A 23,159-nucleotide genomic window follows, 5' to 3' on the forward strand; every position below is an offset into this window, starting at 1 on the left:
CCTGACACAGCGGTAATGGGTCTCACCTCCCAGATGATGTCCGGCTGGGGCGTTCCACAGCCGGACGGCAACACTACCCGAACCGTCGGGCTCGGGCAGCCCGCACGGCGCATCCCGGCTACGGCACTACCAACTCCCTCTCGTCACCCAGGTGTTCGGGCACCCGGGCGCCCATGAACGCGGTCGTGCGGCGCAGCCGGAAACCGAGGGACTCGTACAGCCGGATGGCGTTGGTGTTCTCGGCGGCGGTGTGCAGGAAGGGGGTTTCGCCGCGGGCGCGGATGCCGTGGGCGACGGCGAGGATCAGCCGGGTGGCGAGGCCCTCGCCACGGGCGGCGGGGTCGGTGCAGACCGCGCTGATCTCGGTCCAGCCCGGCGGGTGCAGCCGCTCCCCCGCCATGGCGACGAGTGCGCCGCCCCGGCGGATCCCGAGATAGGTGCCCAGTTCGACGGTGCGGGGCAGGAACGGCCCGGGCCGGGTGCGGGCGACCAGGTCCATCATCTCGGGCACGTCGGCCGGGCCCAGCTCCACGGCTTCCGGATCCGGGGCGGTGGTCACCTGGTCGTCCACCAACTGCACGCCCTCCGCGTGGAAGGTGATGTCCCAGCCGTCCGGGACCTGTCCCTGGAAACCGAGCAGCGGGACGTCCGCCCCCGGCCCGGCGAGCGCGGCGAGGTCCGCCCAGTCGCGGTCGTCCGGTTCGGCGGGCAGGGCGATCCAGGGCGTCACGTCGACGGGGTAGCGCACGAGCCGGCCCCGCCATTCGGCGAAGTGGGCGTGCGGGCCGGTGAGGGCGGCGAGCGCGGGGTGGTCGAGGGGGTGGGCGGTGCTCATGCGCGGGCCTCGGTGCCGGCCGCCGTTTCGACCACGATGACCGTCTTGCCGCGCGCGTGGCCCTCCTCGACCGTGCGCAGGGCCTCCCCGGCCCGGTCGAGCGGGAAGGTGCCGGTCACGTGCGGGGTCAGGTCGCCGCGTACGACGAGGTCCGCGACCGCTTCGAGGACGGCGGTGTTGCGGGCGCGGGCGACCCGGGCGCCGCCCAGTGCCGCCGCGGCCTCGGCGGTGGCGCCCGCCGTGACCAGCTTCGTGCGGTCGGTCAGCAGGGTCGCGGCCTCGGCGAGCACCTCGCCGCCGACCAGGTCGTAGACGCCGTCGACGCCCTCTGGGGCAGCCGCCCGCACCCGCTCGGCCAGCCCGGGGCCGGACGGGACGTGCACCGCGCCCAGCGACTCGACGAAGTCCTTCTTGCCGTCGCTCGCGACGCCGACGACCCGCGCTCCCCGGCTTCGGGCGATCTGGAGGATCGCGGCGCCGACCCCGCCGCCCGCGCCAGTGACCAGCAGCGTCGCACCCTCGGGCAGGGCGAGCTGGCCCACGCCGTCGTACGCGGTGGCCGCCGCGACGGGCAGGGTCGCCGCGTCCGTGAAGGAGATCCCGGCGGGCTTGGCGGCGGTCACCGTGACCGGCAGCAGCGCGAACTCGGCGTAGCCGCCGGCGACCGGGTTGCCGAAGACCTCGTCCCCGACGGCGAACCCGGTGACGTCCGCGCCGACCTCCGCGACGACCCCGGCGACCTCGTTGCCGAAGACGGCGGGCAGCTCACGTGCCGCTTCACCCACGCGGGCGTAGCCGCTGCGCTGCTTCGAGTCGACGGGGTTCACACCCGCCGCGCGCACCGCCACCAGCAGTTGTCCGGGGCCGGGGCGCGGCCGGTCCACGTCGACGAACGCCTCGGTCTCCGGACCACCGAACCGTGTGAAGACGTACGCCTTGGGCATCTGCTCCAACTTTCCTCGACCAATGGCTGACCAGCCGGCGCCGATCGCCGGCATCCGCACTCAACGGCAAGGCCGATCGCCGGAGCGCTATTCCCCGGAGGTGCGAAGACCTGGGGAGAGTTCACACACCCGTGACGATCACCGCGGCCCCGGGGTCCGGGACCTTCGCGGCGACCCCGTACGGTGGTAGGCGTACCCACTGACCAGGCCTGACCGTGAGGCATCCACCCTATGAACGTCACCCGAGGCTTCACCGGACGCCCGCGCGTCCAGAACGCCGGTCTGCCGCCCGGTCAGTACGACGCGGGCGACGACTGGCCCGTCCTGTCCGCCGAGGTCACGCCCGAACTCGCGCCCGCGGACTGGTCCTTCCGGATCGACGGCCTGGTGGCCGAACCGCACGCCTGGGACTGGGCCGAGGCCCACACGCTGCCCGCGTCGGCGTACGAGGGTGACATCCACTGTGTGACGAGCTGGTCGAAGTTCGGGGTGCGGTTCGGGGGCGTGTCCCTGGACGCGTTCCTCGACGCGGTGCGGCCCGACGCGTCCGCCACCCACGCCGTCGCCTACTCGCACACCGGGTACACCACGAACCTCCCGCTCGGCGACCTGACCGGCGGCCGGGCGTGGATCGCCTGGGAGTACGAAGGCCGGCCGCTGCCCGCCGAACACGGTGGCCCGGCACGGCTGCTGGTGCCGCACCTGTACTTCTGGAAGAGCGCCAAGTGGATCGCGGGGCTGCGGCTCCTCGACCACGACGAGCCCGGGTTCTGGGAGCAGAACGGCTACCACGCGCGCGGGAACCCGTGGGAGGAGCAGAGGTACTCCGGTGACTGACACCTTTGTCCCGTCGACCGGGTTCGCGGTGCCGGGCCGGATCGCCGTGAGCAACCGGGAGGCGGCCCGCTGGCAGACGGCGACCCTCACCGAGGTCCGGCGGGAGACGCCCCACGCGTCCACGTTCCGGTTCGCGGTGCCCGGCTGGGCGGGTCATCTGCCCGGTCAGCATCTGATGCTGCGGCTGCGGGCCGACGACGGTTACACGGCCCAGCGCCACTATTCGATCGCGTCACCCCCGGACGACGCCGGGCACGTCGAACTGACCCTGGGCCACGTCGAGGGCGGCGAGGTCTCCGGCTGGTTCCACACGGTGGCAAAGCCCGGTGACGAGGTGGAGGTGCGCGGCCCGCTCAGCGGCTTCTTCGCCTGGCCGGGCGACCGGCCCGCGCTGCTGATCGGGGCCGGCTCCGGGGTCGTACCGCTGATGTCGATGGTCCGGCACCACCGCGCCCGCGGCCTGACCATGCCGCTGCGGCTGCTGGTGTCCGCGCGCGGCCCCGAGGAGCTGATCTACGCGCGGGAGTACGGGGCCGAGACCACGCCCGTCTTCACCCGCCGGGCGCCCGAGGGAATGCCGGTCGGGCGGCTGTCGGCCGCCCAGGTGGCGCCGCTGCTGGCTGACGAGCAGCCGCCGGGGGGCTGGGAGGCGTATGTGTGCGGCTCCAACGCGTTCGCCGAGCACGCCTCACGGCTGCTCGTCGCGGCGGGCCAGCCCGTGGACCGGATCCGGATCGAACGCTTCGGCTGAGGCCACTGCGTGCGGTGGTGCGCCGGGCCCACGGGGGCGCGGGCCCGTTGTGCGCACTGACCCTCGTGCGCGGCTCCCGTTCGGTCGGTGTCGCGCGCGACGATGGGCGGGTGGGGGTCCCAGGGCGAACGCGGGTGTACGGCTGGCGCTGGCGACGCAATCCGCTGCGGCGCCGGTCGGACGTCGTGGAGGCGTGGACGGGGCTCGTTCTCGCCGTGCTGCTGTTCGTCGGCGCGCCCCTGGTCGGGGTGGTCGCGGCGCGGTGGGCGGACGACGAGGGGCGGGCGACGGCAGCCGAGCAGCGTGCCGAGCGGCATCACGTCCGTGCGGTGGCCGTCGCCGGGGCCGGAGCCGGGGCGCTCCCGGTGCCGGCCGGCAGACAGTACCTGTACCGCGTACGGGTGCTGTGGACGGAGCCCGGGGCGGGGTCGCGCTCGGCGACGGCGCATGTGCCGGCCGGCACGCGGCGCGGTGACGCCGTCGACCTGTGGCTCGACGCGCGGGGGCGGACCGTCGCGCCGCCGCCGGGCGCCGCCGCGGTCCGGCAGCACTCGGTGGCGGTGGGGATCTGCGCCACGGGGGTGACCGCCGGGATCGTCCTCCTCGCCCGAACCGCCTTACGTCGTAAGGTCGTTCAGCGTCGCCTCGGAGAGTGGGAACGGGCGTGGGCGCGTACGGGACCGGAGTGGACGGGACGCCGGGCGTGACGGCCGCATCGCCCTCCGGCCGTCAGGCCATCGCCTGCATGCGGCGGGCGATGCGGCCGTGGTCGGTGAGCGCGTCCCGCCGGGGTGACGCGCCGTCCGGCCGCCGACAGGGTCGCGCGGGCCTCGGGCTCGGTCCGGCGGCGCCCACGGCGGTGACGCGCCCGCCGTCGACGGCCACCCATCCGCCGGGAATCTCGCGCGCGTCGTCCACGACGAGCAGTTCGGCATCCCTGACCAGCAGTTCAACGGCAGTCGGCATGGGCGTCATGGTAGGGGCGCGCGGTTCTCTCGGGGGTCCTTCCTGGGGTTCGGGGCCTGGCGGGTCGTTTGCCCTCCCACGTACGGTGTGATCATCCGCAAGCGCTTGCCCCTACGTGACGAAGGCGGTCCTACATGGCCCAGTTCGACCTCCCCCTCGACGAACTCCACGAGTACCGCAGTGCGTCCGCCGAGCCCGCGGACTTCGACGCCTTCTGGTCCAAGACCCTCCAGGAGGCCCGGGAACACGATCTGGACGCCCGTTTCGAGCGGGTCGAGACCGGTCTGACCACGGTCGACGTGTACGACGTGACGTTCTCCGGATTCGGCGGCCACCCGGTGAAGGGCTGGCTGCGGCTGCCCGCCGGTGCCTCCGAACCGCTGCCGGTGGTCGTGGAGTTCATCGGGTACGGCGGCGGGCGCGGTCTGCCGCACGAGCATCTGCTGTGGGCGTCGACCGGCCGCGCCCACTTCTCCATGGACACGCGCGGCCAGGGCAGCGGGTGGGGCGGCGGTGGCGGCACGGCGGACCCGGTGGGCCATGGACCCTCGTACCCCGGCTTCATGACCCGGGGCATCGACGCCCCCGAGAACTACTACTACCGGCGGGTGTACACGGACGCGGTGCGCGCGGTGGAGGCGGCCCGATCGCATCCGCTGGTCGACCCGTCGCGCACGGTGGCCCTGGGCAGCAGTCAGGGCGGCGGGATCGCGATCGCGGTCGGCGGGCTGGTCCCGGACCTGGTCGCGGTCGCCCCGGACGTGCCGTTCCTGTGCGACTTCCCGCGCGCGACAACCATCACGGACCGCCCCCCCTACCGCGAGATCGGCAGCTACCTCAAGACCCACCGGGGCCGCACCGCCGACGCCCTGAAGACGCTCGCCTACTTCGACGGCGTGCACTTCGCGGCGCGCGGCCGGGCCCCGGCCCTCTTCTCGACCGCGCTGGAGGACGCGACCTGCCCGCCTTCCACGGTGTTCGCGGCCTTCAACGCCTGGGCCCACGACGACAAGAAGGTCGAGGTCTACGACTTCAACGACCACGAGGGCGGCGGCCCCTTCCAGGAGGCTACGACGATGAGCTGGCTGCGCTCGTACGCCTGACGGTCCATGGGCGGCACTGGTCGATGACGACGCCTTCCGCGCGATCCGACCAGTCGGTATGTTCCTCGGTGCCGGGTCACAGCGTCGTGGCCCGGTTTTCCGGCGGACCAGGGAGGGCCCATGTCCGAGCACGTGGCACACGTTCACGGCGACTGCGACACACGTTTCTCGGCGGTGCGCACGGCGTTCGAGGAGAACTTCCGCGACCGCGGGGAGCTGGGCGCCGCGGTGAGCGTCACCGTCGACGGCGAGACCGTGGTCGACCTGTGGGGCGGCTGGGCCGACTCGGGGCGCACGCGCGCGTGGGAGCGCGACACGCTCGTCAACGTGTGGTCGACGTCGAAAGGTCCGACGGCGCTGTGCGCGCACATCCTCGCCGACCGGGGGCTGCTGGACCTCGACGCCCCGGTGGCCGCGTACTGGCCGGAGTTCGCGGCGGCCGGCAAGGAGGGCGTCCTCGTACGGCATCTGCTGTCGCACCGCGCGGGCCTGTCCGGCCTGCGGGAGCCGCACTCGCTCGCCCAGCTCTACGACTGGGAGCTGACGACCGGCCGGCTGGCGGCGACGGAGCCCTGGTGGGAGCCGGGAACGCGGTCCGGGTACCACGCGCTGACGTACGGCTTCCTGGTCGGTGAGGTGGTCCGCCGGGTGTCGGGGCTGCTGCCGAGCGCCTTCCTGGAGCGCGAGGTGACCGGGCCGCTGGGCATCGACTTCCGCCTCGGACTGCCCGAGAAGGAGGCCGGGCGGGCCGCCGAGCTGGTGCGGCCACCGGCCGCCTCGGCCAGCGAACAGGCCGCGGTCTTCGCCCAGTTGACGCCCGCCGCGATCGCCGCCCTGGCCAACCCCCTCGCGGGCGCCGCCGAGGCGAACAGCCCCGAATGGCGGGCCGCCGAGATACCGGCCGCGAACGGCCACGGCACGGCGCGCGCGATCGCCGCCCTGTACGGCGTGTTCGCCGGCCAGGGCTCGTACGGCGGGCGGCGCGTCCTGTCCTCCGAGGCGGCCGAGCGGGTGCGCGAGGGCCAGGGCCGCGTCCGCGACCTGGTGCTCGGCGCGGGTCTCGGCCACGACACGGAGATCGGGCTCGGGCTGTGGCTGAGCGGCCCGGACGGCTCGTACGGGCCGAATCCGAGGGCGTACGGCCATGACGGCTTCGGCGGCTCCTGCGGACTGGCCGACCCGGATGGGCGAGTGTCGCTGGGGTATGTCATGAACCGCATGGGCCCTCACATCGCCGACGACCCGCGGAAGATGGCGCTGGTCGAAGCGCTCTACAGCGCACTCTGAACCGAAGTAAGGACCGCAGTGTGCAAGTGAGCCGTACACCACGGGCGGCAGGTGTAGTCAGATGACAGATTCCGTGCAGTCCGTGCGCGCATAGCTTGGAGGCACGGCATCCGACGGCGCGCCGCAGACCCGGCGCCCGTCGGACGAAGTCCTCTTCCGAAAGGCACGCATGAGCACCTTCACCACCTCCGACGGCACCGAGATCTTCTTCAAGGACTGGGGCACGGGGCAGCCGGTGGTGTTCAGCCACGGCTGGCCGCTGAACGCGGACGCGTGGGACGGTCAAGCCCGTCTGGTCGCCGAGAACGGCTTCCGGGCCATCGCGCACGACCGGCGAGGGCACGGCCGTTCCGCGCAGCCGTGGCAGGGCAACCACATGGACCAGTACGCGGACGACCTGGGCGAACTGATCGAGTCACTGGACCTCGACAACGTCATCCTCGTGGGCCACTCCACCGGCGGCGGCGAGGTGACCCGCTACATCGGCCGGCACGGCACGGCGCGGGTCGCCAAGGTCGTCCTGCTGGGCGCGGTGCCGCCGCTGATGCTCAAGACGGAAACCAACCCCGAGGGCACGCCCATCGAGGCCTTCGACGGCATCCGGGCGGGCGTCGAGGCGGACCGTTCGCAGTTCTACCGGGACCTCAGCGAGGCCTTCTTCGGCTTCAACCGGCCGGACGCGACCCCGTCCGAGGGCATGCGCCGCATGTTCTGGCTGTGGAGCATGCAGGTCGGGCTCAAGGCGGCCTACGACTGCGTCAAGCAGTTCTCGGAGTCCGACTTCACCGAGGACCTGGGCCGCATCGACGTGCCCACGCTGATCGCGCACGGCGGCGACGACCAGATCGTGCCGATCGCCGCCTCGGCGGAAAAGACGGCGCAGCTGGTCAAGGACGCGACGCTGAAGGTCTACCCGGGCGCCCCGCACGGCCTGGTGGGCGACTTCGAGAAGGCGTTCAACGCCGACCTGCTGGCCTTCGTCAAGAGCTGACCGGATACCCGCCGGCAGTCCGTGTCGCCACCACCATCCGGCAGCGCGGACTGCCGTCCGGGCGTCGCCCGAAGCCGGGCAGGGCGCAGGTCTCCACTGCGAAGCCGGCGTGCGTCAACTCCCTTCGTACGTCCGCCAGTCGGAAGTCCCGGTAGTACATGACGAACGGCGGCCGCCAGACGGCGTTGCGCACCCTCATCACCGCGTCGAAGCCCAGCAGCGCCCAGTAGGCGCGTGTTCCCGGCCGGGCCGGGGCCCCGATGGGGAACGCGAAACGCCCTCCCTGCCGCAGTACGGAGTGGACCTGGGCGAACAGTCCCGGCAGCTCGCCCGGCAGGAAGTGCCCGAACGCCCCGAAGCTGACCACCAGATCGAAGGCGGGCGCGACGGAGGGGGCGGCGGCGAAGGGAAGGGAGCGTGCGTCGCCGCGAACCAGGGCGACACGCGGCCCGCCATTGTCCTGGCCCGCCTCCGCCGTAACCCGCCGCCGGGCCACCTCCAGCATGCCCGCGCTGATGTCGACGCCGGTGACACTCCCCCGGCACACCTGTTCAAGCACGGTCAGACCGGCGCCGGTACCGCAGCACAGGTCGAGGCCGTCGTCGAAGGGGCCGAGCGGGACGAGCGCCGACGCCACCGCGTCGAGGACGCTGTCCGGTGTGCGGAACGGCGTGTGGTCGAACTTCGCCGCGAGCAGGTCGTAGCCGTGTTCCACGGACGACAGCGCCTGCACGGCGAGTTCACGGAGTGTGGGGCCTTCGGGGCTGAACATCGGCCCAGCTTAGAAGGAGTCCGCACGTCGGTGCGTTGTCCGCCCGCACGGACGGTTCACCCCTTAGGATGAACGGATGCGCGCATTTCGTGAGGCAGTGGAGGCCCGTGATCTCGACGCCGTCGAGGCTCTGTTGGCGGAGAACGTCGTGTTCACCAGTCCGGTCGCGTTCCGGCCGTACCCCGGGAAGGCGATCACCGCGGCGATCCTGCGCGCGGTGATCCGGGTCTTCGAGGACTTCCGGTACGAGCGGGAGATCGGCGCACCCGACAGTCGTGACCACGCGCTCGTGTTCACGGCGCGGGTCGGCGGGCGCGAACTCCAGGGCTGCGACTTCCTGCATCTCGACGCGGACGGCCTGATCGACGAGCTGACCGTCATGGTCCGCCCGCTGTCGGCCGCGCAGGAGCTGGCGGCGGCCATGGGCGCCCAGTTCGAGCGGATCGCCCAGGAGGCGCAGGCCGCCGGGTCCGCCTGAGCGGGGCGGTTCCGGCAGCGGGCGCGTTTTGGTTGGATGACCTCATGAGCGCCGACGAGCACGCGCGGATGATGCGGGCCAACGAAGCCAACTGGGACGCCCGCACCCCCGTCCATCTCGCCAGCCGTTTCTACGGCCTGGGTGAGAGCCTCGATCCGTCACGCTGGTTCGCCTCCTGGGAATGGGACGACCTCGGCGCACTGGCCGACCGTGACGTGCTCCATCTCCAGTGCCACCTCGGCACGGAGACCCTCGCCTTCGCGGAGCGTGGCGCGCGGGCCGTCGGGCTCGACTTCTCCGAGGCGTCCGTGACCGCCGCGCGCGGCATCGCAGCGAAGGCGGGCCTCGACGTGACCTACGTACAGGCGAACGTGTACGACGCCGTCCAGGCCCTGGAGCAGCGGCGGTTCGACGTCGTGTACACCGGGAAGGGCGCCCTGTGCTACCTGCCCGACCTGACGCGCTGGGCGGAGACGGTTGCCCAACTCCTGCGCGTCGGCGGCCTGTTGTACATCGTGGAGTTCCACCCGCTGCTCAACTCCCTGGGCCCGAAGCCCGCTCCGGACGACACCGGTGAACTTCTGCTGCGGCACGACTACTTGGGTGCGCGAGGCGCCGTGCACCGTGACGCGACGTTCACGTACACCGACGGGCCGGCCGTGGCGGGGGCGACCGAGAGCTTCGAGTGGATGCACGGAATGGACGAGGTCGTCAACGCGTTGATCGGGGCGGGACTGACCATCCGGCGGCTGCGCGAGAGCGACGAACTGCCGTGGCCGCGCTGGCCCCGGATGGAACGTACGGCGTCAGGCTGGTGGCGGTTGCCCGAGCCTCGCATCCCGCTCCTCTACGGGCTCCTCGCGAGCCGCTGAGTCACAACTCACCGCCGTACCCGCGTATCGTGTGGTAGCGTTCCATCAGTATCTGTGTAAGTCCCACTCTGGGCGCCGGTGCGAGTTCCTTCTCAGTTCGCTGACCCGCCCGTCGGATTCCGATCGGCGCATCAGCTCTTCCGACACCACCTCACCAGCGGCGACGACGTAGTTCTGCCGCGCCGCCGAGGTGTTGCTGTCTCCCGCCGCCCGTAGCGCGCTCTGAGCGCTCGGTTCTCGCGGCCTCTCCCCCGCACCTTCCTTCCGCTTCATCCTCCGCGTGCCTCATGCGGCATGCGTCCACGTCCGTGAAAGGACTCTCCGACCATGACCACCACACTCGAATACCCCCCTGTGGAACACCTGCCCCCGGCCCGGATCGCGACCGGTGTCCTCGACATCGACAGCAACGGGAAGGGGTACCTGCGGGCCGCCGACAGCTTCCTGCCCACGCCCACCGACCTCCAGGTCTCCCCCGCCCTCGTCCGCCGCCACGGCCTGCGCAAGGGCGACCTCGTCGTCGGCGCACAGGGCGGCCGGCGTGACCTGACCGAGGTCGCTCTCGTCAACGGCCTTACGCCCCAGGAACTGCGCGGCCGTCGTCACTTCCGCGACCTCACCCCACTGCACCCCCGCGACCGGCTCCGCCTCGAACACCCGGCGGCCGGGCTCACCGGACGGGTCACCGACCTGATCGCACCCGTCGGCAAGGGTCAGCGCGGGCTGATCGTGGCCCCGCCCAAGACCGGCAAGACCGTGCTGCTCCAGCAGGTCGCCGCGGCCGTCGCCGGCAACCACCCCGAGTGCCGCCTGATGGTGGTGCTGCTCGACGAGCGGCCCGAGGAGGTGACCGACATGCGGCGCTCCGTGCGCGGAGAGGTGTTCGCCTCGACCTTCGACCGGACGCCCAAGCAGCACATCGCGCTCGCCGAACTCGTCATCGAACGGGCCAAGCGGCTCGTCGAGGCGGGCGAGGACGTCGTCATCCTCCTGGACTCCCTCACCCGGCTGTGCAGGGCCCACAACAACGCGGCGGCCTCCGGTGGCCGCACCCTCAGCGGCGGGGTCGACGCCGCCGCGATCCTCGGGCCGAAACGGCTGTTCGGCGCCGCGCGCCTGGCCGAGGAGGGCGGTTCGCTCACGATCCTCGCCACGGCCCTGGTCGAGACGGGCTCCCGCGCCGACGACTTCTTCTTCGAGGAGCTGAAGGGCACCGGCAACATGGAACTGCGGCTGAGCCGCGAACTGGCGTCCCGGCGGGTGTACCCGGCCGTCGACATCAACCCCTCCGGCACCCGTCGCGAGGAACTCCTGCTGTCCCCGGCCGGGTTGACGACCGTACAGGGGCTGCGGCGGGCCTTGCAGACGCGGGACGGCCAGTCGGGTCTGGAGGCCCTCCTGGAGCGGCTCCGTGACACGCCGGACAACGCGACCTTCCTGCGGCGGATCCAGCCGACGCTGCCCGCCGCGTAGACCCCGTTTCGGCCGTCCCACGTGCTCACGCGGGCTCCCGTGTGCGGCATCCGGGTGTTCGGGACCGGTCCTCGGCCCCGGCAGCGCCGCGTTCGGCACGTCCATTCTTACGTTTGCGGTATGACCATCAGATTCTCATCCCGGATCGCCGCCTCCTGCTGTGCGCTGTCCGTGACGGGCGTGCTGGCGCTGGCTCCCGTCCCGGCGTCCGCCCGCAGCGGTACCGGTACCGTCCCCGCCACCCCGACGGCGACGCCGACGGCGACGGCGACGGACGCGCGGCTGCTGTACCGCTCGGGCACCCACGCCCGGCTCCGCGCCGGCTCACCCCGACTCCCCCGGGACGTGTCCGCCCTGTCATGGCTGGTGGCCGACGCCGGCACCGGTGAGGTGCTCGCCGCACACAACGCGCACCGCAAACTGCCTCCGGCCAGCACGCTCAAGACACTCTTCGCCCTGACGGTGCTGCCCACACTCCCCGCCGGCCTGCGGCACAAGGTCACCGAGGCCGAGTTGGCGGACGTCGGCGCCGGCAGCAGCCTGGTCGGCGTCGAGGCGGGGCGCACGTACCGAGTCTCCGACCTGTGGCGGGGGGTGTTCCTCAACTCCGGGAACGACGCCGTGCACGTCCTGGCCGCCATGAGCGGCGGCTGGCGCGACACCGCCGTCCGGATGCAGGCCAAGGCCCGCTCCCTGGGCGCCCACGACACCCATGTGCGCTCGCCCGACGGCTACGACACCCCTGGGCAGGTGTCGTCGGCGTACGACCTCGCGGTGTTCGGGCGGGCGGGGCTGCGCAACGCGGACTTCGCCGACTACTGCGGCACGGTCCGGGCCGGTTTCCCGGGCGGCGGCGGACAGCCGTACGAGATCCAGAACACCAACCGGCTGCTGTCCGGCGCCAACGGCGTCGAGCGCTACCGGGGGGTGATCGGCGTCAAGAACGGCTACACCAGCAATGCGGGCAACACGCTGGTCGCCGCCGCGCGCCGGGGCGGGCGAACCCTGGTCGTCACGGTGATGAACCCTCAGGAGGGCGGCGGACTCACCGTCTACGAGGAGGCCCGGTCGCTGCTCGACTGGGGGTTCCGGGCCGCCGGACGCGTCGATCCCGTCGGCTCGCTGGTCGCCGCGCGGTCCGTGTCGCATGCGGGTCCCGAGGCGCCGGCGTCGGCGCGGGTGCGGGTGCCGGTGGCCGCACCCGTGACGTCCGACAGAGGGAGGCCCGGGTGGCCCGAGACCTGGACGATCGTCGCGGCGGCCGTCCTCGGCGCCGGAGCGGTGTCGCTGGGCTTGCGGATCGTGGGCGTGAAGAAGGCCTGACCGGCATCGTCCACCGGCAGCCACAGCAGCAGCCCGAGCGTGACCCAGACGTACGCGCTGCCGCCGATGAAGCCGTCGACCCCGGACGCGTCGTCGAACCACAGCCACACCACGCTCGTGCACAGCACCGCGTACAGCACGCCCGCCACGCGCGTGTGCCCGGTCCGCAGCAGGACGGCGAACGACGGGAGCAGCCAGACGAGATGGTGCACCCAGGTGATCGGGCTGACCAGGCACGCGGTCAGCCCGGTGAGGGCGAACGCGGCCCACCAGCCCCCCACGGCGACGGCCCGGCGAGCCCGCCACGCCCAGACTGCGAGCACGACCAGAACCACCACCAGCCACACGACACGGCTCGGTTCAGCGGGCTCGGCCAGCCGCGCCAGCACGCCCTGGAGCGACTGGTTCGAGACGTACGCCGCCTTCCCGATGCGCTGGGTGTCCCACAGCGCCTCGCCCCAGTAGAACCGCGAGGCGTCCGGCGCGACCCACGCCGCGAGCGCGGTGGCCGCCGCCGCGACGGCCGTCGCGACCCCGGCGGCCCGCCGTCGCCCGGCGAGCAGCAGCAGGCCGATGAAGAGGGCGGGCGTCAGCTTGACGGCTGCGGCGAGGCCGATCCCGATGCCCGCCCAGCGGGCCCGGCGGGTCGTCAGCAGCCAGGCGTCGGTGAGGACGAGGGCCAGCAGTACGAGGTTCACCTGGCCGAAGCTGACGGTGTCACGGACCGGTTCGAACAGCGCCAGTGCGCACCCGGTCAGGGCCCAGCCGTACCAGCCGTGCCGACGCAGCGAGGACCCGCCGAGCATCCACACCACCGCCCCGAGCGCCGCCAGATTGAGGAGCAGCGCGGCGGTGATCGCGGCGCGCAGCCCGAGCAGCGCCATCGGCAGCATGCTGACGGCCGCGAACGGCGGGTAGGTGAAGCCGTACGTCGTGCCCGGCACCCGGTAGTCGTAGATCCGGCCGCCGTGGTGGACCCAGGTGTCCACGGTTCCGTAATAGACGCGCAGGTCGAACCAGCCGCGCAGCAGGGGCACGGTCGCCGTGAACACGGTGATCACGGTGACGAGGGCGAGCACCAGGAGCAGCCGTTCCCGGCCGGTGCGGGGCAGTCTCACAGGGCTCATACCGTGCTCTCCCGCAGGGATGTCCGGGCCGTCAGGTGGGCCTGCCAGACGACGACCAAGGCCAGCGCGGCGCCGGAGACGGCCAGGACCAGTTCCTCGGTCCCGGCGGGCGCGCCGCTCGGCAGGGCGAGGAGCGCGACGACTCCGGTGACGGCCGCGAGGCGGGGGCGGATCGCCGGACTGGTGCTGGGCGCGGCGGCGGCGATGAGGAACAGGGCCCAGAGGGCGTACCAGGGCCGGATGGCGGGGCCGAGGACGACCACGACGGCCAGGCTCAGGCCGAGAGCGTAGAGCGGGCTGAGGCGTGGGCGGCGCAGCCAGATGTAGGCGATGGCCAGCACGGTGACCGCTAGGCCGAACAGGTGCCAGGCCGGGACGGCGAGCGGCGCCAGACCGCTGCCGATCTTCGTGAGGGCGGCGGCCGTCGCCCGGCCGAGGAGGCTGGTGAGGGCCCAGTTCTGGGGTGACACCGGGGTTTTCAGAGCTCCTATCCAGCCGTATCCGGTACCGGCCAGCGCGGTGGCGGCGACGGTGGTCGCGGCTGCCGCGCCCGCCGTGGTCAGTACGGCCCGCGCCGGGCTGCGGCCCGCGCGGATCTGGAGCGCCACGACCGCGGCGAGGCCGAGGACGGCGGGTGCCTTGACGAGGGCGGCGAGCGTCACGAGTACCGCGCCCAGGACCGGCCAACGGCCCAGCGCCGCGACCAGGCCGACGCCCAGCAGCCCGAGCATGATCGCGTCGTTGTGGGCGCCGGCCACCAGGTGCAGCAGCACCAGCGGGTTGAGGGCGCCCAGCCAGAGCGCGGCGGCCGGGTCGGCGCCGTTGTGCCGGGCGAGGCGGGGCAGGGCCGCCGCCATCAGCGCGACGCCGAGCAGCGCGACCAGCCGCATACCGAAGAGGCCTGCGGGGATCTCGCCCCGGGTCAGTCCGGAGAGCCCGGACGCGACGGCGAGGAACACCGGGCCGTAGGGGGCGCCGGTCTGCTGCCACACCGGGGCGACCTCGGCGGCGAGCGGGCCGCCGAGGAGGGCCGGCCCGTGCGAGTACACGTCCATGTGCGCGTCGACCATCGCACCCTGGGCGAGGTAGCTGTAGACGTCGCGGCTGAAGAGGGGTGGGGCGAGGAGGAGTGGGGCCGCCCATACGGCGAGGACGACCATCAGGGAACGGACGGTGGGGGGCTCCGAGCCGCGGACCAGTCTGCCCAGCAGGGTCCACGCGACTATCAGGAGGACGACACCGAAGTAGACACCGACGAGTCCGAGTGCGGCCCGGCCGGTGGAGGGTGCGATGAGTTCTCGCACGGGGAGGGCTCCGGCGCTCTCGCCGCCGAGGGCGAGGCATGAGGTGCCGATCAGGCCCATGGCCTGGCAGCGGGAGAGGGTTGTCGGGGGAACCTGCACATGGGCAGCGTGGCAAGGGTGGGTGGACGGGGGGCTACGGGGTGCCCTCCGGGCGGGGGCCTGGGAGTTACCGGTGGGTGATGTCTGGGGGGTGGTTGTCTTGCGCGAGGTCCGGTGGGGGCTGGTCGCGCAGTTCCCCGCGCCCCTGAAAGCGACGGCTTGGCGTCGCCTCGATGCGATGCGGGCGGGCCCGGTCATGAGGCAGCACTCGCTAGAACTACGCATGGCAGGCGCGGAACCCGGCCTCGACGCGCTGTTCATCACCCTGCCGGGTCCGCTCACCAACGGGTCGAAGGCGTTCGCCGCCGACGGCAACCCCACCTTCCGGATCGGCACCGACGGACAGGAGGCGTACGGACACTTCCTCGACGCGGTGGCCAACCGAGCCGCCAGCGGCAGCAGCGCGGAAGCGGCCCGGGCGCTGACCTCCCCGCAGCTCTGTGATCCACCGCCCGACCGCTGCCCCGGCGCTCATCCCGCCGGGGCAGCGGTGTTCATCGCATCCCGGTCAGAAGACTGACACTCCCGTCAGTGTGGTGAAGCGGTCCAGGGCCGCCACGCCCGCCACCGAGTTGCCCCGCTCGTCCAGACCGGGGCTCCAGACGCACAGGGTGCAGCGGCCGGGGACCACGGCGATGATGCCGCCGCCCACTCCGCTCTTGCCGGGGAGGCCCACTCGGTAGGCGAAGTCTCCTGCCGCGTCGTAGGTGCCGCAGGTCAGCATGATGGCGTTGATCTGTTTGGCCTGGCTGCGGGTCAGCAGGCGGGTGCCGTCGGCTCGGACGCCGTGGCGGGCGAGGAAGCCGGTGGCGAGGGCGAGGTCGGCGCAGGACGCCTCGACGGAGCACTGGCGGAAGTACTGCTCCAGCAGGTCCGGGACCGGGTTGTCGATGTTGCCGTACGACGCCATGAAATGGGCGAGGGCCGCGTTGCGGTCGCCGTGGGCGGACTCCGACGCGGCGATCTCCATGTCGAAGGTGAGGCCGGGGTTGCCGGACTCCGCGCGCAGGAAGTCGAGGAGCGTTCCGGCCGCGTCGCCCGTACGGGTGTGCAGGCGGTCGGTGACGACGAGGGCGCCCGCGTTGATGAACGGGTTGCGCGGAATGCCGCTCTCGTACTCCAGCTGGATCAGGGAGTTGAACGGATTGCCGGAGGGTTCGCGGCCCACGTGCTCCCAGAGTTCGTCGCCCTCGCGGGCCAGGTCGAGGGCGAGCGTGAACACCTTGGTGACGGACTGCGCGGAGAACGGCTGCCGCCAGTCCCCCACCCCGTAGACGGTGCCGTCGAGTTCGGCGACGGCCATGCCGAAGCTGCGCGGGTCGCGGGCGGCGAGCGCCGGAATGTAGTCGGCGGGGCGCCCTCGGCCAGGGGTGCGTCCGATCTCCTCGGCGATGCGTTCCAGGACCGGTTGGAAGGTGGAGGGAGAGGACGACGGAGCTGGTGCCATGATCGTCATTCTCCCTCCGGGCCGGTCCTGGTGCGCGTTCGCTGGTTGCTACCGTGCCGCGCCGCTGCCCGCCACGATCTCCGGGCGCAGCAGGTCCGCGAGCCGTTCGGCGGGCAACAGGCCCTTCTCCAGGACGAGTTCCGCGACACCTCGGCCGGTGACAAGCGCCTCCTTGGCGATGTCGGTGGCAGCCGTGTACCCGATGTACGGGTTGAGTGCGGTGACCAGCCCGATGGAGTTCTCCACGCTCGCGCGCAGCGCCTCGGTGTTCGCGGTGATGCCGTCGACACAGCGCTCGGCGAGGGTGAGACAGGCGGCGCGCAGATGGGTGATGGACTCCGACAGGGAGTGCAGGATGATCGGCTCGAAGGCGTTGAGCTGAAGCTGTCCGGCTTCGGCGGCCATGGTGATGGTGACGTCGTTGCCGATCACCTCGAAGGCGACCTGGTTGACGACCTCGGGGATCACCGGGTTGACCTTGCCCGGCATGATCGACGAACCGGCCTGCACAGGCGGCAGGTTGATCTCGCCGAGGCCCGCACGCGGCCCGGAGGACAGCAGGCGCAGGTCGTTGCAGCTCTTGGAGAGCTTGACCGCGACGCGCTTGAGGACGCCGGACATCTGGACGAACGCCCCGCAGTCCTGGGTGGCTTCGACCAGGTTGGCGGCGGTGACCAGCGGCAGTCCGGTGATCGCGGAGAGGTGGCGGCGAGCCGCCTCGGCGTAACCGGCGGGGGCGTTGAGGCCCGTACCGATGGCTGTGGCGCCGAGGTTTATCTCGTGGATCAGCAGGACCGCCTCCGCGAGGCGGCTGCGGTCCTCCTCGATCATCACGGCGTACGCCGAGAACTCCTGCCCGAGCGTCATCGGCACCGCGTCCTGGAGCTGCGTGCGCCCCATCTTCAGTACGTCGTGGAACTCGACCGCCTTGCGGGCGAAGGAGTCCTGGAGGACGGCCATCGCCTTGAGCAGCTCCCGCACCGCGAAGACGGTCGCGATCTTGACGGCGGTCGGGTACACGTCGTTGGTGGACTGCCCGAGGTTGACGTCCTCGTTGGGGTGCAGGTACTCGTACTGGCCCTTGGCGTGGCCCAGCAGCTCCAACGCCCGGTTGGCGACGACCTCGTTGGCGTTCATGTTGGTCGAGGTACCGGCCCCGCCCTGGATGACGTCGACCACGAACTGGTCGCGCAGCCTGCCGCCCCGGATCTCGCGGCACGCCTCGACGATCGCGGCGGCCTTCCTCGGCTCGAGAAGGCCGAGTTCTTCGTTGGCGAGAGCGGCGGCCTCCTTGACGGCGGCCAACGCGTCGATCAGGTGCGGGTACGCGGAGATGGTCATGCCCGTGATGGGGAAGTTCTCCGTGGCGCGCAGGGTGTGGACACCCCAGTACGCCTCGGCGGGTACGTCACGGTCGCCGAGCAGGTCGTGCTCGCTGCGGTGGACTGCGGCGGCGCTGCGCTGGGCTGCTGCGGTCATGGTGGTACGGGCCTCTTTCGGGTGAGTGGCGCGGGGGGGGCGGCGGGGAGAGCCGACCGTACGGTCTCAGATGTACGTCGGTCCCGTGGGGAGCGGGTCCAGGGCGCGGACCGGGCGGATGCCGCCGACCGGTTCGCCGCCGCCGAGCAGCGGTTCGCCCGCGAACTCGGTGAGCACCGCCGGGTCGACGCCGACCCGGGCGAGCGCCGCCGCCATGACCGGCACGCGGGCACGGTTCGCGCCGTCGGCGATCTTCACCGCGACGGCACGGCCGTCCGGCAGGGCGGCGACCTGGACGCCCTCGAAGCCGTCCTTGCTGAGCAGCCCGGGTACGGCCCGCATCAGCGCGGCCACGTCCCGGCCGGAGCCGGAGGCCATCTCGGCGTGGTCGCGCATCGCGTCGGCGACCAGTGCCTCCGGGGTGCCGGGGGCGGCGGTGGTGATCCGGGCCGCGGCGCGGGCCAGGCCGTTCAGGGAGATGGAGAAAAGGGGGGCGCCGCAGCCGTCGACGGTCACCCGGGCGATGCGCTGGCCGGTGAGGTCCTCGACGATCTCGGCGATCGCCTGCTGGAGAGGGTGGCCCGGGTCGAGGTAGGAGTCGAGAGGCCAGCCGTTGAGCTCGCAGGTGTAGAGCATGGCCGCGTGCTTGCCGGAGCAGTTCTGGGCGAGGCGTGAGGGCAGGCGGCCCTCGCGTATCCAGGCGTCCCGGACGACCGGGTCGAACGGCAGGTCGGGCACGTTGCGCAGGTCGGCCTCGGTGAGGCCGGCCAGCTCCAGGATGCGGCGGGAGCCGGCCAGATGGCGTTCCTCGCCGGAGTGGCTGGCGGCGGACAGGGAGAGCAGCTCGCCGTCGAGGGGCAGGCCCGCCCTGAGCATGGCCACCGCCTGGACCGGCTTCAGGGCTGAGCGCGGGTAGAAGGCCGCCTCGATGTCGCCCATCTGCAGCTCCACCTGGCCGTCGGCGCCGAGGACGACGACGGACCCGTAGTGGATGCCCTCGATGACCCCGCCGCGCACAAGGTGCGCGACGGGTGCGTGGAGGGGTTCGCGGATCGCGGGAGCGTCCGCGAGAGAACTGTCGTACATGGCTGGGCGCACTGCTTCCTGCATTACTGCATCCTGCATCACTGCGTGGTTCACGCGTCGGCTCCGGCCGACCCGTTCGATCCGGGGGATCCGGGGGATTCGAGGGCTCCGGCCGCTTCGGCGGACTTGCGGGCCACCTGGGCGCGGACGGCGTACCAGCCCGCGACCAGGGCCCCGGCGATCAGCGGGAGACACAGCACGGTGGTGCGGCCGGCGCCGCCGTCGGCGTACATCAGGACGAGGACGGAGGCGAGGAAGGCCAGCGTCACGAGCTCGGTCCACGGGGAGCCGGGGAGGCGGTAGCTCGGGCGGGTCAGCTCGCCGTTCTCGGTCTTCCGCCAGAACACCAGGTGGCAGACCATGATCATGCCCCAGGTGGCGAGGATGCCGATCGCGGCGAAGTTCAGCACGATCTCGAAGGCGTCGGCGGGGACGACGAAGTTCAGGCCGACGCCGAGGACGCAGAAGCCGCTGGTGAGCAGGATGCCGCCGTACGGGACCTGGCTGCGGCTCATGTTGCCGGTGAACTTCGGCGCGGAGCCGGACATCGCCATGGAGCGGAGGATGCGGCCGGTGGAGTACAGGCCAGAGTTAAGGGACGACATGGCCGCCGTGAGGACGACCAGGTTCATCACGCCGCCGGCCGCCGGGATGCCGATGTTGGACAGGACGGTCACGAAGGGGCTCTCGCCCGACGTGTACTTGTTCCACGGCAGCAGCATCGACAGGAGGATGACCGAGCCGACGTAGAAGACGCCCACTCGCCACATGATCGAGTTGATCGCCTTCGGCATGATCTTCTCGGGGTTCTCGGTCTCGCCCGCCGTGACACCGACGAGTTCGACGGAGGCGTAGGCGAAGACGACGCCCTGGATGATCAGCAGCATGGGCAGCAGGCCGTTGGGGAAGATGCCGCCGTTGTCGGTGATCAGGGACGGGCCGGGGGTGGTGCCGTCGACCTGGTGCTGGGTGACCAGCAGGAAGATGCCGATCAGCATGAAGACGACGAGGGCGCTGACCTTGATGATGGCGAACCAGAACTCCAGTTCACCGAACATCCGCACCGAGATCAGGTTCACGGTGAGGACGACCCCCAGGGCGATCAGCGCGAGCACCCACTGCGGGATGTCGGAGAACAGGCCCCAGTAGTGGGTGTAGAGGGCCACCGCGGTGATGTCGGCGATGCCGGTGGTGGCCCAGTTCAGGAAGTACATCCAGCCCGCGGTGTACGCGCCCTTCTCGCCCAGGAACTCACGGGCGTACGACACGAAGGCGCCGGACGAGGGCCGGTACAGGACGAGTTCGCCCAGTGCCCGCACGACGAGGAAGGCGAAGATTCCGCAGACCGCGTAGGCGATGAAGAGGGACGGGCCGGCGTCGGCCAGCCGGCCGCCGGCGCCGAGGAACAGGCCGGTGCCGATGGCACCGCCGATGGCGATCATGTTGACGTGCCGGGACTTCAGCGACTTGCTGTAGCCCGCGTCACCGGCGTCCACGTGTACGGCCTTCTTCTGTGCCGCACCGTCCTGCAGGAATTGCTCGCTCACGCCTCGGGTCCGCCTTCCGGGGATGTTTCTGCGGGGGTGTCCTTGTGCGCGGCGCGCACGATGTCGGTGAGGGTCGTGGAGACCCGGTCGAGGTGGTGGGACATGGCCGCCACCGCGTCGTGTTCGCTGCGGTCGATCAGCGCCTCGACGATCGCCCGGTGCTCGCGGTTGGACTGCTCGCGTCTGCCGCCCAGCTCGTTGAGGAAGGCCGACTGACGGGCCAGCGCGTCGCGGATCTCCTCGATCACCCGGCGGAACACCGGGTTCTGGGCGGCCTGCGCCACGGCCAGATGGAAGAGGGAGTCCATGGCGACCCACGCCGTGGTGTCGGTCTCGTGCTCCATGCGGTCCAGCAGGTGCGCGAGGTGGTCGAGGTCCTCGGGTGTCCGTCGCAGGGCCGCGTAGCCGGCGACCGGGATCTCGACGTGCCGGCGCACTTCGAGGAGGTCGCTGGCCGCGTAGTCGCCGAAGGTGGGGTCCTCGACGGTGCTGGACACCACGAAGGTGCCCTTGCCGGTCCGGGAGACGGTCAGGCCCATGGTCTGCAGGGCCCGCAGGGCCTCCCGCAGCACGGGTCGGCTCACCTCGAGGCGCCGGCACAGCTCGGCCTCGGAGGGGAGCTTGTCCCCCACGGCGTAGTCTCCGCGCTCGATGGCGCTGCGCAGATGACCGAGAACCGCTTCCATCGCGCTGACGCGCCGCGGCACCGAGCCACCTGTCTGGCTGTCTGACAGGTTCACGGAGGTGATCCTGCGGGTGACGAGAGGGGGCTGTCAAGGGTTCGCGACCCGCGAATCACCTCGTCACGAGGGACGGGGTGATTCTTCCCGGCGGGAAATCCGTGGGGATCCTGCCGGGACGGTAGGAGCCGGGAGGCGTGCCGCAGGGTCGAAGGCTCCGTGCACACGGCCTGACCAACCGCACAACGGCGTTCTCGCCGCCGGCCCGGCGGATGGGGTCGGCGGCCAGGCTCGCAGTTCCTGCGGTTCCAGGGAGCCGGCCACCATCGGGGGCGCCACCCTGCGGAACCGGCTCGGCGTGCGCCCTGGGTGGCCGACGAGGACGGGGACCGGTTGCGCTCGAAGGGTGTCGCTGCCGGACGCTGTAGACGGACCCGACGCATTCGGTGCCGTCTTCGCCTACGGAGAAGCGGGACCTCAGGCGTCCCAGCACTGACGGACTTCCGCGGCACCCGAATCCTGGCTCGGCTCTGGCCGCCGACGAGGCTTGTGGGCGCCGTCGCGCCCGTGGCGCATCCCCGACGTCAGCCGGAGACGAACACGGGCTCGACGCGATGTGGGCAGCGCGAGCCGGGCGCGGACAGGCGTGGGCCACGCGCCGTTCGCCGAGCACGCCGCCGCCCGGCGCTGTGCCGCCTCGGTGCCGCTGACGGCGGCAGGGCCGTGCGAGACCTCTACCGGGGCATGGGGGCCCTGGGAGGACGCTCGCCACGGCCCCCGCGCTCCCGGCCGGACGTACGAGCGGTGCCGTCTGGCCCTGAGTGCCCAGTCGCCAGTGCTCAGTTCAGTACGCCCGTGCCCAGCAGCCCGAGGAGCAGCACACCCACGATGATCCGGTAGATCACGAAGGCGTTGAAGGAGTGCTTGGCGACGAACTTCAGCAGCCAGGCGATGGAGCCGTAGGCGACGACGAAGGACACCGCCGTACCGACGGCCAGCGGCGCGACCCCCACTCCCGCGCCGAGCGCGTCCTTCAGCTCGTACAGGCCCGCACCGGTCAGGGCGGGGATGCCCAGGAAGAAGGAGAGCCGGGTGGCGGCGACCCGGTCGAGGTCCAGGATCAGGGCCGTCGACATGGTGGCGCCGGAGCGGGAGAAACCGGGGAAGAGGAGAGCGAGGATCTGTGAACTGCCCACCAGCATCGCGTCCTTGAGGCTGGTGTCGTCCTCGCCGCGCTTGTGCCGGCCCATCTGGTCCGCGGCCCACATCACGCCGCTTCCGACGATCAGCGAGGCGGCGACCACCCACAGCGAGGCCAGCGGGCCCTCGATCAGCGGCTTGGCGGCGAGGCCCACGACGACGATCGGGATCGTGGCGTAGATGACCCACCAGGCGAACTTGTAGTCGTGGTGGTAACGCTCCTCGCGGTTCCTCAGACCCCTCCCCCAGGCGGAGACGATCCGGACGATGTCCTTGAAGAAGTACACGAACACCGCGGCGATCGCGCCGACCTGGATGACGGCCGAGAACCCGACCACGGCGTTGTCGTCGACGGGGATGTGCATCAGCCCCTCGGTGATCTTCAGGTGGCCGGTCGAGGAGACCGGCAGGAACTCGGTCACCCCCTCGACGGCTCCGAGGACGACGGCCTGACCGACGGAGATGGCGCTCATGGAATCCAGTTCTGCGGGAGAGGGACGGGCAGCGGCGGAGTCAGTCCTACTACATACCGACCAGGCCCGAGTACACACCGGTAAG

22 protein-coding genes and 1 pseudogene are annotated in these 23,159 nt (G+C 71.9%); 11 read left to right on the forward strand and 12 right to left on the reverse strand.

The window, feature by feature from the left end; all coding sequences use genetic code 11:
* Positions 1-118: 118 nt before the first annotated feature.
* Positions 119-835, reverse strand: a complete 717-nt coding sequence (locus ADL01_RS31750; protein WP_053745471.1) for a GNAT family N-acetyltransferase — start codon at positions 833-835, stop codon at positions 119-121.
* A complete protein-coding gene (locus ADL01_RS31755) occupies positions 832-1,779 on the reverse strand; it encodes an NADP-dependent oxidoreductase (RefSeq protein WP_053745472.1) in 948 nt (315 codons plus the stop codon). Before ADL01_RS31755 ends, ADL01_RS31750 begins: the two co-directional genes overlap by 4 nt.
* A gap of 231 nt (positions 1,780-2,010) precedes the next feature.
* On the opposite strand from ADL01_RS31755, the gene ADL01_RS31760 reads away from it, so the two are divergent.
* The 3 genes from ADL01_RS31760 (at position 2,011) to ADL01_RS31770 (ending at position 4,074) form a co-directional block, all read left to right on the forward strand.
* The gene (locus tag ADL01_RS31760; RefSeq protein ID WP_053745473.1) at positions 2,011-2,616 is read left to right on the forward strand and encodes a sulfite oxidase-like oxidoreductase; all 606 of its coding nucleotides are present in this window, start codon (positions 2,011-2,013) and stop codon (positions 2,614-2,616) included.
* Complete coding sequence (locus ADL01_RS31765) at positions 2,609-3,367, forward strand: ferredoxin reductase (RefSeq protein ID WP_053745474.1); 759 nt, start codon at positions 2,609-2,611, stop codon at positions 3,365-3,367. The genes ADL01_RS31760 and ADL01_RS31765 overlap by 8 nt, the downstream gene beginning before the upstream one ends.
* A 110-nt stretch (positions 3,368-3,477) precedes the next feature.
* Positions 3,478-4,074: a hypothetical protein gene (locus tag ADL01_RS31770; RefSeq protein ID WP_053745538.1), complete on the forward strand. Its 597-nt coding sequence runs from the start codon at positions 3,478-3,480 to the stop codon at positions 4,072-4,074.
* Between the two features lie 22 nt (positions 4,075-4,096).
* Here ADL01_RS31770 and ADL01_RS44135 read toward each other — a convergent pair whose 3' ends face one another.
* A complete protein-coding gene (locus ADL01_RS44135) occupies positions 4,097-4,333 on the reverse strand; it encodes a hypothetical protein (RefSeq protein ID WP_234354858.1) in 237 nt (78 codons plus the stop codon).
* Between the two features lie 134 nt (positions 4,334-4,467).
* On the opposite strand from ADL01_RS44135, the gene ADL01_RS31780 reads away from it, so the two are divergent.
* The 3 genes from ADL01_RS31780 to ADL01_RS31790 all read left to right on the forward strand — a co-directional run bounded on the left by ADL01_RS31780 (position 4,468) and on the right by ADL01_RS31790 (position 7,714).
* Positions 4,468-5,436 carry an acetylxylan esterase gene (locus tag ADL01_RS31780; RefSeq protein WP_053745476.1) on the forward strand — a complete coding sequence of 323 codons (969 nt, stop codon included), beginning with the start codon at positions 4,468-4,470 and terminating at the stop codon, positions 5,434-5,436.
* Between the two features lie 120 nt (positions 5,437-5,556).
* Entirely contained in the window at positions 5,557-6,723 is a 1,167-nt protein-coding gene (locus tag ADL01_RS31785; protein WP_053745477.1) for a serine hydrolase domain-containing protein, read from the forward strand.
* A gap of 169 nt (positions 6,724-6,892) precedes the next feature.
* A complete protein-coding gene (locus ADL01_RS31790; RefSeq protein ID WP_053745478.1) occupies positions 6,893-7,714 on the forward strand; it encodes an alpha/beta fold hydrolase in 822 nt (273 codons plus the stop codon).
* On the opposite strand, the gene ADL01_RS31795 is transcribed toward ADL01_RS31790, so the two are convergent.
* Positions 7,704-8,486 carry a class I SAM-dependent methyltransferase gene (locus ADL01_RS31795; RefSeq protein WP_053745479.1) on the reverse strand — a complete coding sequence of 261 codons (783 nt, stop codon included), beginning with the start codon at positions 8,484-8,486 and terminating at the stop codon, positions 7,704-7,706. The genes ADL01_RS31790 and ADL01_RS31795 overlap by 11 nt on opposite strands.
* Positions 8,487-8,562: 76 nt before the next feature.
* Here ADL01_RS31795 and ADL01_RS31800 point away from each other — a divergent pair, with 76 nt between their 5' ends.
* From ADL01_RS31800 to ADL01_RS42865, 4 genes and pseudogenes are all read left to right on the forward strand, one after another.
* The gene (locus tag ADL01_RS31800) at positions 8,563-8,964 is read left to right on the forward strand and encodes a nuclear transport factor 2 family protein (protein ID WP_053745480.1); all 402 of its coding nucleotides are present in this window, start codon (positions 8,563-8,565) and stop codon (positions 8,962-8,964) included.
* A gap of 44 nt (positions 8,965-9,008) precedes the next feature.
* Positions 9,009-9,836 (forward strand): class I SAM-dependent methyltransferase, encoded by an 828-nt coding sequence (locus ADL01_RS31805; RefSeq protein ID WP_053745481.1) that lies wholly within the window; start codon positions 9,009-9,011, stop codon positions 9,834-9,836.
* 327 nt (positions 9,837-10,163) lie between these two features.
* The gene (rho, locus tag ADL01_RS31810) at positions 10,164-11,309 is read left to right on the forward strand and encodes a transcription termination factor Rho (RefSeq protein WP_053745482.1); all 1,146 of its coding nucleotides are present in this window, start codon (positions 10,164-10,166) and stop codon (positions 11,307-11,309) included.
* A gap of 120 nt (positions 11,310-11,429) precedes the next feature.
* Positions 11,430-12,326: pseudogene (locus ADL01_RS42865) on the forward strand (D-alanyl-D-alanine carboxypeptidase family protein); the annotation flags it as partial.
* A gap of 35 nt (positions 12,327-12,361) precedes the next feature.
* Here ADL01_RS42865 and ADL01_RS47580 read toward each other — a convergent pair.
* A complete protein-coding gene (locus tag ADL01_RS47580; RefSeq protein WP_053745483.1) occupies positions 12,362-13,750 on the reverse strand; it encodes a glycosyltransferase 87 family protein in 1,389 nt (462 codons plus the stop codon).
* Positions 13,751-13,755: 5 nt separating this feature from the next.
* Complete coding sequence (gene mptB / locus ADL01_RS31820; protein ID WP_267889950.1) at positions 13,756-15,162, reverse strand: polyprenol phosphomannose-dependent alpha 1,6 mannosyltransferase MptB; 1,407 nt, start codon at positions 15,160-15,162, stop codon at positions 13,756-13,758.
* Positions 15,163-15,385: 223 nt separating this feature from the next.
* Between mptB and ADL01_RS31825 the strand changes: the two genes are divergently transcribed.
* Complete coding sequence (locus tag ADL01_RS31825; RefSeq protein WP_053745485.1) at positions 15,386-15,682, forward strand: hypothetical protein; 297 nt, start codon at positions 15,386-15,388, stop codon at positions 15,680-15,682.
* Here the strand turns inward: ADL01_RS31825 and ADL01_RS31830 are convergent.
* The 6 genes from ADL01_RS31830 to ADL01_RS31855 form a co-directional block, all read right to left on the reverse strand.
* Complete coding sequence (locus tag ADL01_RS31830) at positions 15,671-16,618, reverse strand: glutaminase (RefSeq protein WP_053745486.1); 948 nt, start codon at positions 16,616-16,618, stop codon at positions 15,671-15,673. The two genes, ADL01_RS31825 and ADL01_RS31830, sit on opposite strands and share 12 nt — an antisense overlap.
* Before the next feature lie 39 nt (positions 16,619-16,657).
* Positions 16,658-18,088: an aspartate ammonia-lyase gene (gene aspA / locus ADL01_RS31835; RefSeq protein WP_053745487.1), complete on the reverse strand. Its 1,431-nt coding sequence runs from the start codon at positions 18,086-18,088 to the stop codon at positions 16,658-16,660.
* 66 nt (positions 18,089-18,154) lie between these two features.
* On the reverse strand, positions 18,155-19,174 hold the full coding sequence (locus tag ADL01_RS31840; RefSeq protein ID WP_107091047.1) for an asparaginase: 1,020 nt from the start codon (positions 19,172-19,174) through the stop codon (positions 18,155-18,157).
* A 50-nt stretch (positions 19,175-19,224) separates the two neighbouring features.
* On the reverse strand, positions 19,225-20,721 hold the full coding sequence (locus ADL01_RS31845) for an amino acid permease (RefSeq protein ID WP_053745489.1): 1,497 nt from the start codon (positions 20,719-20,721) through the stop codon (positions 19,225-19,227).
* The gene (locus ADL01_RS31850) at positions 20,718-21,407 is read right to left on the reverse strand and encodes a FadR/GntR family transcriptional regulator (protein ID WP_053745539.1); all 690 of its coding nucleotides are present in this window, start codon (positions 21,405-21,407) and stop codon (positions 20,718-20,720) included. The genes ADL01_RS31845 and ADL01_RS31850 overlap by 4 nt, the downstream gene beginning before the upstream one ends.
* Before the next feature lie 833 nt (positions 21,408-22,240).
* Positions 22,241-23,074: an undecaprenyl-diphosphate phosphatase gene (locus ADL01_RS31855; RefSeq protein WP_053745490.1), complete on the reverse strand. Its 834-nt coding sequence runs from the start codon at positions 23,072-23,074 to the stop codon at positions 22,241-22,243.
* Between the last annotated feature and the right edge of the window lie 85 nt (positions 23,075-23,159).

Source organism: Streptomyces sp. NRRL WC-3618, assembly GCF_001280005.1.
Taxonomy (GTDB): domain Bacteria; phylum Actinomycetota; class Actinomycetes; order Streptomycetales; family Streptomycetaceae; genus Streptomyces.